The 12,104-nt window shown below is 62.7% G+C and carries 9 protein-coding genes and 2 pseudogenes; 5 read left to right on the forward strand and 6 right to left on the reverse strand.

The features are described from left to right. Positions 1-249: GyrI-like domain-containing protein (locus EN984_RS06750; RefSeq protein ID WP_164765393.1), on the forward strand; the 249-nt coding region annotated here is incomplete at its 5' end. Positions 250-253: 4 nt separating this feature from the next. Here the strand turns inward: EN984_RS06750 and EN984_RS06755 are convergent. Genes EN984_RS06755 through EN984_RS06765 form a run of 3 tightly spaced genes read right to left on the reverse strand, consistent with a single transcriptional unit; the run spans position 254 to position 3,871 of the window. Next, entirely contained in the window at positions 254-1,393 is a 1,140-nt protein-coding gene (locus EN984_RS06755) for a DSD1 family PLP-dependent enzyme (protein ID WP_164749008.1), read from the reverse strand. Beyond that, positions 1,393-2,670, reverse strand: a complete 1,278-nt coding sequence (locus tag EN984_RS06760; protein ID WP_127272478.1) for a D-arabinono-1,4-lactone oxidase — start codon at positions 2,668-2,670, stop codon at positions 1,393-1,395. Before EN984_RS06760 ends, EN984_RS06755 begins: the two co-directional genes overlap by 1 nt. A 13-nt stretch (positions 2,671-2,683) precedes the next feature. After that, the gene (locus EN984_RS06765; RefSeq protein WP_127269303.1) at positions 2,684-3,871 is read right to left on the reverse strand and encodes an MFS transporter; all 1,188 of its coding nucleotides are present in this window, start codon (positions 3,869-3,871) and stop codon (positions 2,684-2,686) included. Positions 3,872-3,996: 125 nt separating this feature from the next. On the opposite strand from EN984_RS06765, the gene EN984_RS06770 reads away from it, so the two are divergent. Then, positions 3,997-4,623, forward strand: a complete 627-nt coding sequence (locus EN984_RS06770) for a TetR/AcrR family transcriptional regulator (RefSeq protein WP_164749009.1) — start codon at positions 3,997-3,999, stop codon at positions 4,621-4,623. Positions 4,624-4,649: 26 nt separating this feature from the next. Here EN984_RS06770 and EN984_RS06775 read toward each other — a convergent pair whose 3' ends face one another. Beyond that, positions 4,650-5,501, reverse strand: coding sequence for a hypothetical protein (locus tag EN984_RS06775; protein WP_127269302.1), 852 nt, complete (start codon positions 5,499-5,501; stop codon positions 4,650-4,652). Positions 5,502-5,613: 112 nt separating this feature from the next. Between EN984_RS06775 and EN984_RS06780 the strand changes: the two genes are divergently transcribed. The 3 genes and pseudogenes from EN984_RS06780 (at position 5,614) to groL (ending at position 8,594) form a co-directional block, all read left to right on the forward strand. After that, the gene (locus EN984_RS06780) at positions 5,614-6,411 is read left to right on the forward strand and encodes a class I SAM-dependent methyltransferase (protein WP_127269301.1); all 798 of its coding nucleotides are present in this window, start codon (positions 5,614-5,616) and stop codon (positions 6,409-6,411) included. Positions 6,412-6,576: 165 nt separating this feature from the next. After that, a pseudogene (gene groES / locus EN984_RS06785) lies at positions 6,577-6,870 on the forward strand (co-chaperone GroES); the annotation flags it as partial. A gap of 65 nt (positions 6,871-6,935) precedes the next feature. Beyond that, positions 6,936-8,594, forward strand: a complete 1,659-nt coding sequence (gene groL, locus EN984_RS06790; protein ID WP_127383674.1) for a chaperonin GroEL — start codon at positions 6,936-6,938, stop codon at positions 8,592-8,594. A gap of 157 nt (positions 8,595-8,751) precedes the next feature. Here groL and EN984_RS06795 read toward each other — a convergent pair whose 3' ends face one another. After that, complete coding sequence (locus EN984_RS06795) at positions 8,752-9,753, reverse strand: zincin-like metallopeptidase domain-containing protein (protein ID WP_024505900.1); 1,002 nt, start codon at positions 9,751-9,753, stop codon at positions 8,752-8,754. Between the two features lie 1,415 nt (positions 9,754-11,168). Further along, positions 11,169-12,104: pseudogene (locus EN984_RS06800) on the reverse strand (cation:dicarboxylase symporter family transporter); the annotation flags it as partial.

The following is a 12,104-nucleotide window of genomic DNA, read 5'->3' on the forward strand; positions in this document are numbered from 1 at the left end:
GTGTCTGACTTCTCCGACCTGCCCAGGGACTTCTACCGGGTGCGGGTGCCGGCGCAGAAATATGCGGTCTTTGCCCACCGCGAACACATCTCGACCATCCGCCGGACGGTCAACACGATCTGGAACAAATGGCTGCCGGCCTCCGGGCATGAGATCGCGGACGCGCCGGAATTCGAACGCTACGGCCCCGAATTCGACCCGCGCAGCGGCAAGGGCGGGCTGGAGATCTGGATACCGGTGAAGGCGTAGTCGGTCAGGCCATCGGCAACGCCGGCCAGCGATCGGCGATCCGGCCGCCGGAAAACACCGCGATCGACCCGAACTGCTGCAGCACGGCTTCGCTCTGCGTCGGCCTTAGAAACGCGTAGTCGCCGGGCTTTGCGGTCGCGTCGGCGGGCAAGCCCATGAATTGCTGGTTGGAGGACAGGCCGAGCAGCCCGTTCGCCTTCATGCCTTCTGGGAAGACCGGCTCGGCCATCCACTTGCCGCCATAGAGGTAGCAACCCTTGCGCGGGAACCGGCCGAGCGCCTGCAGCAGGCGGGTGACGGCCGGCGGGCCGGGCAGCATCGGCTCGACCATTTTCAGGATCGGCGTGGCGATGAAGGCCGCCGGCTGGAAGCCGTCGAGGCCTGGCGTATCGAAGTCGCTGGGCAGCACAAAGGCCGAGCCCATCGAGACCTCATTGGCCGCGCCGCCATGATGAAGCAGCGCGGTCTTGCTGCCGCCGATGTTCAGGATGCGGCGCTGGTCGGCGCCGAGACAGGCGACGAACGCCGAGGCCTGCGCCGACGCCTTTGCCAATGCCTTTGCCGGTCCGCCGAAAAGGCCAGGAATGAGCGGCGCATGCGCCTCGTAGGCCATGACGCCTTCGCAATGCAGCCGGGCCGGCAACGCGCTCAACGCCTTCGACAAGGCCTCAGGATTGGCGAACCCGCCGCGATGCAGCCCGACATCGATCTCGAAAGCGATGCGCAGGCCGATGCCGAGTTCGTCTGCCAGCGCGCCATATTCCGCCAGTCTTTCCTCGCTGTCGATCAGCCAGCAGACGCGCGACCAGTCGGTATCGGCTTTCACCAGCGCCGCCCTTGCCGCGCCGATCGGCATCGGCTTGCCGTAGAGCAGATCGGCATCCGGGAACGCCTTCAGCACCGCCTCGCTGATCGGCGGGTGGAAGGTCATGAAGCGCTCACTGCCAAGCGCCTTGGCGATATACGCAAGCAGCGGCATGCACGCGAGCGATTTGTCGACCAGCCGCACGGCCAGGCCGGGATCCAGTCTCTCCTTGACCAGGGCAATGTTGCCGTCCAGCCGGTCGCGATCGAGCAGCAGGCAGGGCTGGAAGATGCCGGCGGTCTTCAGCGCATCCGAGAGGGTGGAAAAATAGGTGCTCATCATTCGATGCCGAACAAGCCGGCCATATAGGGCGAGACGAAGCGGTTTTGCGGATCGACGTCGCGGCGCACCGCCATGGCATCGTCCCAGCGCGGGTAGAGCTTTTTCAGATCCGCCGCTTTCAGGCTGTGCATCTTGCCCCAATGCGGCCGGCCGCCATATCTGCGGAAGATCGGCTCCGCCGCCCGCATGAACGGCAGAGGATCGTTCGCTGCATCATGGTGGATGGCGATGGAGCAGGTCAGCCTGTTGTAGAATGGCGAAAGCCAGAACTGGTCCGGCGCGACCGAGCGCACCTCCATCGGGAAATAGACCTCGAGAAAACGCTTCTCGGTCAGCTCGATGATCTCGGCCAACGCCTTCGGCCCTTCCTCGAACGGCAAATGATATTCCATCTCGTTGAACTTGGTCTGCCGGTCGCTGGCATAGACGTTGAGCCAGTCCTGCACGTAGTCCTCGGCGGGAAATCTGACGGCCGCCGAACGGATCAGGCGGCCACGCAGCGATGGCAGCCAGGCAAGTGAGGTGCGCAGCCGACGCAGCGTCCTCAAACCCGCCTCGTCCTCTTCCGGCGGCCGTGCGGTGGGTGCGGCGTCGCTGAAATCGCTGGCGATGAACTGCGCATAGCCGGAGAACGGAATGTAGTAGAATTCGGCCGAGCGATGCGCGGCCATCATCGCCTCGAAGTCGCGCAGCATCTCAGTGATCGGCAGCACATATTTGCGGCGGCGCAACCGGTAGGTCGCGATGTTGTTCAGCGTCACTTCGGTGAGCACGCCGAAAGCGCCGAGCGCGACGCCCATGGCGTGGATCATGTCCTGATCCCCTGCCCGCTTGAAGTCGCGGACCTTGCCAAGCCCGTCGACGATCTGCACCGTCTCCAGCTGCGTGTGATAGGCGCCGAGCGTCGGTCCCGAGCCATGCGTGGCGGTACCCAGCGCGCCGCCGATCGCCTGGCGGTCAATGTCGCCCATATTGGGCAGGCCCTGGCCAATGCCTTGCAGGATGCGCATCAGCGGGCCGAGCCGGGTCCCTGCCCGCACCCGCGCCCGATGTGTTTCGGCGTCGTGCGAGACCAGCCCTTCCAGCCTCTCCAGGGACAGGATCGTGCCTTGCGATTTCACCAGCGGCGTGAAGGAATGACCGGCACCGGCGACGCGCACCGGGCCAGGCGCGGTCCGGACGAGATCACCGAGTTCACCGGCATCGCCGGGGCTGGCGATCAGCTTGGGCTCGGCGCTTACAAAGCCCGACCAGTTGCTCCAAATGTTAGACATGCCACCTCCCCGCTCAGGCAACCGCACGACGGTGACGCGACACAAGGACGAAGAGACCGAGCAGCGCCACGCTGGCGACCGCGCTGGCGGCGGCGAATTCCGGCACCGGCCGGAAATCCTTGCCATCGATGAGCAGCGACGCCGCGATCGGCCCGATCGCCAGGCCGAAAAGCTGGGCTGCCGGCACCAGCAGCACAGCGGTCCGCGTCTCGTCGGCGGTGATCGCCAGACGTATCTGGTAGGGCACGATGAACAGCAGGATAAAGCCCATGGCCAAGGCAGCGACCCAGAACGTTGTCAGGCCAGGGCTACTGGCAAGAACCAGGGAGCTGACAAGCGCGACGACGCCGATCGCCGCGATGGCAAGGCGATAATCGATGCGCGCCTCGAACACGGTGGCCGTCATAGCACCCAGGACCTGCACGGCGAGGCTGGCCGAGACGATCAGGCCGACGGTGCGGCCATCGATGCCATACTGTGCGCCAAGCGGTTCCAGAAAGGCCCAGACCGCGCCGAAGAACATGAAATAGCAGAAGACGGACAGCAGCGCGGTCGTCGAGGGAAGCGTCAGCACATTGACCAGGTTCTCCTCCTTGGGCAGGTCGGCATAGTCACCGGGAACAGTGAAGGCGACCACCAGCGACACGACGCAGACGACGGCAAGAACGATGAAGCCGCCCGACGCCCCTGCGGCCGGGATGACATAGAGCGCCAGCAACAGGGCGAGCGCGCATTGCGCCAGCGTCTGCATGGTGACGAAATAGCCGCCGATGCGCTCGGCGCGCCGCGAGCGGGCGATCAGTTCGGTGGCGATGGCGACCAGACCGCCCTCGGCGAGCCCGGCCAGGGCGCGGGCCGCAATCAGCGTGCTGGTGCTCGCGGCATAGGCCGTCCACACATTGACCAGCGCCAGCAGCAGCAGAAGGACGGCACTTTTCCAGCGCATGTGGTGCGCCGAAAGCAGCATCGCCACGACAGCCGAACCGATGGCAATAGCGATCATCTCGGCTGTGGCGACCAGCGCCAGTTCGTCGCCGCTGACATGGCCTTCGGTGTAGAGAGCTCCGAGCAGCACCGGCTGCAGGCCGAGGATGAGCAGGCCGACCGAACCGATCCACAAGGCCGAGGCGAGCTGCCAGCCGGTCGGATTGCCGACCAGCCAGTCGCCACTGCCTGCGTGGCCGGTATCTGTCGAAGCCAAAGGCGCCTCCCAACGTCCTTGCCGTGCGGCAAAAAAGCTGACAACCTGTCAGTATTTCAGAAACTGATACTTGATCATATTTTCTTGTCAACCGGAATTTGGGAAGCCGTGCGAAAGATCGGTGCATGACGGAATTGAAGAGAATGGCGACCGAGCCGAGGCGCAGGCCCAAGCAGGAACGCAGCCGCGAGCGCATCGACGCGATCCTGTCGACGACCATGCGGCTGATCGGGGAAAAGGGTATCGACGCCGTCACCATGAAGGAAGTCGGCATGCTGGCGGGCGGGCCGATCGCCACCGTCTACCACTATTTTCCCAACAAATCGGCGATCCTGGCGATGCTCTATGAGCGGTTTTCAGAGGTCAGCCGGGCACGGCTGACCACGATCATCGCCGAAATCCGCGAGGCGAACGACGTGATCGTGGCCGCTGACCGGCTGCTCGATGATTATCTCAGCCGTGTCGCCGGCGATCCGGCCATCCAGGATCTGCAGAACGCCATCCAGGCCGACAAGGCGCTCAAAAACCTCGACATCGCCGAAACCCGACACCAGGCCCAAATGTTCTGCGACCACGTCATCGCCTTGCTCGAGCCCGAGAGGCGCGAGCAGTTCGAACGCATGGTCCTGCTGATCTTCCAGCTCGCCGGCGGCGTGGTGCGCCTGGCGCTCGCCGAGGGCGAAGCGGAAAGCCGCCAGACCATCGAGGATTACCGGTCTATCATTCACACGCAGCTGCGACTGTTTCTCTAGGGCGTCCGCGGCGATCTCAGCCGCGCCTATTTCGCCCGATGGATGAGGCCTTCGAAGCCGTGAGTCAGATCGGAAGCGCCGGCCGCGAACATCTTGACGAGGTTTTGCGGACGGCCGGGAGTCTTGTTTGCGTCGAGGAGGACGGCCCTGCCCTCATGCATGACGAAATCGAATTTTCCATAGTCAAAGCCGAGTTCACGCCGACGCTCACGCAATTCGTCGGGCACCGGGACGGGCTCGCGCCGGATCGTCTCTGATGCCTTGACCAGGCCGTTCGGGGAGACGTAGCGGGTGCAGCGCTCGCGCTCTCCGCAAAACACCCAGAAACGAACAGCAAAACCGTCGGGTTCTCTCTCCGGAATGAACTTTTCCACGACGAGATCGTCGCAATCAAAGACGCCATCTGGAACGTCGCCGAGAGATCCATGGACCTCATAAGGATGCAAGGCTGGCAAGCGCGGAAACGGCTGCTGTTTCCCGGCACGCTCGGATCGCCGGTTGAGGAGCGTCTCCGGAATACCCCGATTGTTGAGATTGCTTTTGACGATCACCTGACCTTGCCAGCTGTCGGTTCTGTCGACCAATGCGCCGCTGATCCGCCGCTTGGATATGTCGGCGGCGCCGATGTTGAGGCAGAAGGCAAAACTCCGGGCGTAGTCGACATAGTCCGTGGGCGTCACCGTGGCATCGACATGCAATACCGCCATATCGCCGCTGACCGGCTTCGACAGGCCTTGCTGAACCTGAACCGAGTGGCCGCGCCTTTTCAATTCCGCAAGAATGTCGAACAGCATGTATGGGCTGCTCCTGCGCAGCAGGATGTCGCGCCTGCCCAGGAACCTGTCATGCTCGTGCGTTATCACAACGATGCGCGCCACTATCTACCTCTTGGACCGTCTGTAAATTCTTGAAATGTCTTGGCTTGTCCGACGACCTCTATTAAGCCCCGGCGGGTATCCAAATCCAGGCGTCCAGGGGCCAATAAATTGCATGACAAATCATTGGGACGATTACCACCGCCATTGGAAACTTCTGGAAGCGCCGCTCCGGCCAACAGCGGAAACCGTCGCTATATTCGATCGCGAACTTGATCTTGGAAATGCCGATGTCCTCCTCTTGGGGGTGACCCCGGAATTGGCAATTCTGGGCAAGTCGATGTTGGCGGTCGACCAGTCGGCGGCCATGATTTCCGGCGTATGGGCCGGCGACGACGGCTCGCGAAGGGCAATCGCCGGCAACTGGCTTAACCTGCCCGTGGATCACGCAAGCATCGACGCCGTCATCGGCGACGGATGCCTGTCGGCGGTCGATTCCCAGGCGGCGCGCAGTTCGTTGTTTGGCGAGGTCGCCAGGGTACTGAAGCCTGGCAGGCGCGCAGCGATCCGCGTCTTCGCACGACCGGAAACGGCAGATGATCTGCGCGGCATCGAAGCTCTGGTTCTGGCCGGCGGGGTCGAGAATTTCCACGCGCTCAAATGGCGGATCGCGATGGCGTCCACGACGAACGACCCCGATTTCGCCATCAAGGTGGCAACGATCCGCGATACGTTCGGCAGACTGTTCCCAGACCGCGAAGCTCTTGCCGCAAGGACGGGGTGGAGCATGAGCTCGATCAACACGATCGACGTCTATGCCGGCTCGGACATAAGCTACAGTTTCGCGACGCTGGCCACGCTGATCGAAGAGGCCGCCAACTGGTTCGGCGAAGTGCGCGTCGTGCCGAGCGGCAGCTATCCGCTGGCCGAACGGTGCCCGCTTCTGGTACTCGGTTCGGCCAGGCACCGGTAAGTTCATCATCATGCCGCCAAGAGGCGCTCCGAGCGCCTTGACTCCGGCGCGCCGCCAGCCTATTTCAGCGCCACGTTAGCACTCGCCTTTGGTGAGTGCTAACCACATGTCCGGCGCCGCCGGATGGAGGAACTGTTTCTCACCGTTCTCATCGAGGAAGAAAAAATGGCAAAGTCGAAGTTCCGCCCGCTTCATGACCGCGTGGTCGTTCGCCGGGTCGAATCCGAATCCAAGACCGCTGGCGGGATCATCATCCCCGACACGGCAAAGGAAAAGCCGCAGGAAGGCGAGATCATCGCCGTCGGCTCCGGCGCTCGTGACGAAGCTGGCAAGCTGGTCCCGCTGGACGTCAAGGCCGGCGACCGCATCCTGTTCGGCAAGTGGTCGGGCACCGAAGTCAAGCTCAATGGCGAAGACCTTCTGATCATGAAGGAATCCGACATCATGGGCATCATCGGCTCATATCAGGCCCTTTCGTCAACTGAATTCCCGGGCTCGATTGAAGCCCCTGCCAGGAGCTAAAAATGGCTGCCAAAGACGTAAAATTCTCCCGCGATGCCCGCGAGCGCATGCTGCGCGGCGTCAACATCCTCGCTGACGCGGTGAAGGTCACGCTCGGCCCCAAGGGCCGCAACGTGGTCATCGACAAGTCGTTCGGCGCCCCGCGCATCACCAAGGACGGCGTCACCGTCGCCAAGGAAATCGAGCTTGAAGACAAGTTCGAGAACATGGGCGCACAGATGGTCCGCGAAGTTGCTTCGAAGACCAACGACATCGCCGGCGACGGCACCACGACCGCGACCGTTCTGGCGCAGTCGATCGTCCAGGAAGGCCACAAGGCGGTTGCCGCCGGCATGAACCCGATGGACCTGAAGCGCGGCATCGACCTCGCGGTAACCGACGTCGTTGCGACGCTGATCAAGAACGCCAAGAAGATCAAGACCTCGGAAGAGGTTGCCCAGGTCGGCACCATCGCCGGCAACGGCGATGCTTCGGTCGGCTCGATGATCGCCGAAGCGATGCAGAAGGTCGGCAATGAGGGCGTCATCACGGTCGAGGAAGCCAAGACTGCTGAGACCGAACTCGAAGTCGTCGAAGGCATGCAGTTCGACCGCGGCTATCTCTCGCCCTACTTCGTCACCAACGCCGACAAGATGGTTGCGGATCTGGAAGACGCTTACATCCTCCTGCACGAGAAGAAGCTGTCCAACCTTCAGGCCATGCTGCCGGTTCTCGAAGCCGTCGTGCAGACCTCGAAGCCGCTGGTCATCATCTCGGAAGACGTCGAAGGCGAGGCTCTGGCCACGCTAGTCGTCAACAAGCTACGTGGCGGCCTGAAGATCGCCGCCGTCAAGGCGCCGGGCTTCGGTGATCGCCGCAAGGCCATGCTGGAAGACATCGCCATCCTCACCGGTGGCCAGGTCATCTCGGAAGACCTCGGCATCAAGCTTGAGAACGTCGGCCTCAACATGCTCGGCCGCGCCAAGAAGGTGTCGATCTCCAAGGAGAACACCACCATCGTCGACGGCGCCGGCAAGAAGGCCGAGATCCAGGGCCGCGTTGCCCAGATCAAGCAGCAGATCGAAGAGACCACTTCGGACTACGACAAGGAGAAGCTGCAGGAACGTCTGGCGAAGCTCGCCGGCGGCGTTGCGGTCATCCGCGTCGGCGGTGCGACCGAGATCGAAGTCAAGGAAAAGAAGGACCGCGTCGATGACGCCCTCAACGCGACCCGTGCGGCCGTCGAAGAAGGCATCGTTGCAGGCGGCGGCGTAGCCCTGCTGCGCGCTTCGGCCAACATCAAGGCCACCGGCGTCAACGCCGACCAGGCCGCCGGCATCAACATCGTTCGTCGTGCGCTGCAGGCTCCGGCCCGCCAGATCGCGGCCAACGCCGGTGCGGAAGCATCGATCGTTGCCGGCAAGATCCTTGAGAACAAGGGCGCGACCTTCGGCTACAACGCCCAGACCGGCGAATATGGCGACATGATCGCCATGGGTATCGTCGATCCGGTCAAGGTTGTCCGTACGGCTCTCCAGGACGCGGCCTCGGTCGCCGGCCTGCTGGTCACCACTGAAGCCATGATCGCGGAGGCTCCGAAGAAGGAGTCGGCTGGCGGCGGCGGCATGCCTGGCGGCATGGGTGGCGGCGGCATGGGCGGCATGGGCGGTATGGATTTCTAATCCAGCTCTGGCAGCTTTCGCAACGAGAGGGCGGCATCAATGCCGCCCTCTTTTTTTGCGAACCTCGGTCCGATGAACGATCGACGCCAACGCCGGCCATCGGCGTTAGGGCAACCTCAAAAGAACTGTCGAGTTGGTTGCGCGCGGCTTTGCGTCATCAGAGGCGCAAGGCGGTCGCGTGTGAGGATTGCGCGGTCCCATAGGCGGTTTCGGCATGTGCCTCACCTTCGACATCGACATTGCGGCCAAGCAGGAAATCGGCGGCTTTCGAGGCATGGCTTGCGGCGCGGAAGATGGCGCGGTTGTCCTCGCGCAAAACCGTCAGCCATGAGCCGATGTAGTCCGCATGGCGCACGGTCGGCTCGATGCCGAGACTGCTGCAGATGAAGGCTGATGCGATTTCGGCGACGAGTTCCTCGCGCGCATAGGTGTTGGACCCGAAGGAGCCGGATAGGTCGCGCGCGAGTCGCCTCGGGTGGCCGGTCCAGTGGCCAAGCTCGTGAAAGCAGGTCCGGTAATAGTCGATCTGGTGGAAGAAAGCCCGCTGCGGCGGCACCTGTATGGTGTCGCTGCCGGGCATGTAGAAGGCGCGCTCGCCGCCGATGCGAAAATCAGCGCCGGTTGCATGAATGAGCGCCTCGGCGTGCGGGACCATCTCGCGCTCAGGCAGAGGCTCGCCGGCGTCGTAAAGATGTTCGGGCAGATTATCGCACTGCGCGACATTGAAGACGGTGAAGCGCTTCAGGAAGGGCACCGCCTGCGGTTCGTCGCCATCGGTGTCGGCGCGTTGCTTTTCGTTCTTGGGAACAAAGCGGTCAGCGTGAACGATGGTGGTGCCGTGCTCGCCCTTTCTGACATTGCCGCCAAGCGAAAGCGCCTGCCGGAAGGTGAGCCAGTTCTGGCTGGGGAAACCGCGCTCGATGACCGCGCCCCACAGGATCAGGATATTGATGCCGGAATATCGGCGCTGGGTGGCCGCATTCCGCGGCAGGCCGAGGCCTGTCCTTGCCCTGCCCCACGGCTTGACCCATGGCACGGTGCCGCGCTCCAGTTCGGCAATGATGCGGTCGGTGATTTCCTGATAAAGGCTGGCGCCGGTGCGCCCGCCACTGTCTGCGCCAGCCTGTCGGCTGCCGCAACGTTTGTTGTTTGCACGCATCGTGATGTCCTCCGCTCTACAATCGCGCGCCCTCCCCGGAAGCGGGGTGGGCGGCAAAAGCGACCGGAAAGGCCCGCCGTCGGAGGCGGACTGCATCAGCAGGACCGGAACGGAGTGGAGGACCCGAAAGCGACAAGCGAAGGGTTGCGGGACGCCGCGGCGGGCCTAGAAGGGAGTGCTGCCCACCCTGCGCCAGGGGGAAGGCCACAATAGAAAGACGCCGGCCGACAGGCCGGCGACCGTCAGCAGCCGAAGGCTGCCCCGCGCCAGGGGGCGATGCCGCAGGGCCAAGACCGCCTGAGCTTGCCGAAGAAAAGCGGGCTCGGTTCACGAGCACCCGGCCAGCGACTTCAGGCGCGGGCGCTCAGGATTGTTGTTGGCGCCCACGGCAGCTGGATGACCGCAACAAGATTACGAGGAGCGACAGCAAAGCCAGCTGCCACAAACGGCACGCTCCGGCAACAACAGCGTGGCCGGTCTACAGATGCTGCCCCGCACGAGAGCCAGCACGCTTTGAGCGCGCATCGGCGATGCAAGCGTTGCAAGCTGGCCATGTCCACAAGGTCGGCGACCACTATATCGCCGACCACCAACGCGGGCGTACCGTCTAAGTGCAGACCTTTCGCGAGTGCGCGGACGCGCGCATTTCATCTGCGATGGCCGGATCTTGCATTCCCGCTTGAGCTGCTCAACGTCAAGGCCTACACGCGCTGCGATCTTGAGAGTGACCCTTCAACTGGGGGAAATCATAAGGGCGCGGTGGAATTCGTCGAACTTTCCCTGTTTTCTCGAGGCGAGTGCGGCAAAGGCTGGGAATTGGGAATCCGGTCCCAGGACCGGGAACTGTTTGATCACAAGCTTCAGATTGGGTTCATGCTTGAGGCTTTTTGGTAGTTGATATCAGCCAGTCTGCAATGCGGACAGTTGTGGTAGTCATTGAATATGACCAGAACGGCATCGCCTTGCGGGTTGCCGGCGATTGGCGAAGAAGATCGTTGTCGAATGCGCCGCTCCACTTTTGCCTGCGGTCGACCACGCCTGCCGGTGCAGGTTCGCGCTATATTGGCTCGCCAGCAAGGCGAGGAGTAAAAGAAGAGCTGCGACAGTGATGGCAGTCGGCTTAGACATGAGTCTCCAATCCATGGACGGCGTGGCAGCAACGGCCCGCCTTTTTGGTGTAAAATGGGTCGGTTTTGATCGTGCCCCGCAGTTGCTACAGGCGCACAGGTGCCGGTGCGATCTGGCGGTTTCTCAAATACGGCTTTGCGCCATCGGGTCCACCCCAATAGTTGAGCGTCGTTCGCACGGGGAATTGTGTTCACCACGCCGGGCGACTTGACCGTCCACCGCCAGAGCGCTGAACGGTCCGCTAGTGAGGCGCTCCCCGAATCGTCGTTTATCCCGCTCGCCCCGGACCGGGTGACAGCCAGCGTTGCCGCTACGCTGCGGAGAAAAACCGTCAGCGCGTGGCATTCGGACATAAGCTGATCAACGCCAAGAATAAGCCCCACGGAGGTGACCGGTGCGGCCGGAACAAGAAAGAGCGTTGCAGCCATTGTGACGAGGCCTGCACCGGTAATGCGGGTTGTTCCGTTCGAAGGGAACAATGCGACAAACAGCATGAGGATCCGGCAGCCGATCGGGAGATCAGTTTTCGTCGCTTGGGCGATGAAAAGGGCGGCGAGCATCATATTCGTGCCGTCCAGATTGAATGGAATGAGACCCACGACCGAATGCGTGGCGCCGGCCTTTTCCATCTTCTCCATGAGCGAGGCCAGCGCGGCCTCTGAGGAGGACATTGCGAGCAGCAGCTCGTCCTTGATGTATCGGACGAGAGAGAAGAGCGAGCGGCCGTTGTAGCGGCAGACCGCGCCGAACAGGACCGAGAGGAACAGGACCGAGAGGAACAAGACTTGCAGGATGTCGCCTTCCGCGAAGGCACTGGCAATCGTTGACGGGATGATGTTCATCAGGAAGCTGGTCACGGACTGCTCGTGAGCCGTGGCCACATAGCCCTTAACGGCTTCGACATCGAGCGAGGCCGGATCGATGTTGAGGCCGGCGCCAGGCTGAACGATATTCGTGACAATCAGCCCGACAACAAAAGCGAGCGTCGAGAAGGTGAGAAAATAGACCATCGCCTTGGCGGCAACTCGGCCGACCTTCTGCAGATCGCTCATGCCGGCAATGCCGGTCGCTATTGTCAGGAAGATGACAGGTACGGTGATTATCTTGACGACCTCGACGAAGGCATCGCCGAGCGGCTTCAGGCTGTGGCCGGTCTCCAAATGGAAATAGCCGATTGCGGCACCCAGGATTATGGCGGCAAGTACCTGCACGTAGGTCCGGGC

The organism is Mesorhizobium sp. M7A.F.Ca.CA.004.12.1.1, from assembly GCF_003997835.1.
In the GTDB taxonomy this organism is placed as follows: domain Bacteria; phylum Pseudomonadota; class Alphaproteobacteria; order Rhizobiales; family Rhizobiaceae; genus Mesorhizobium.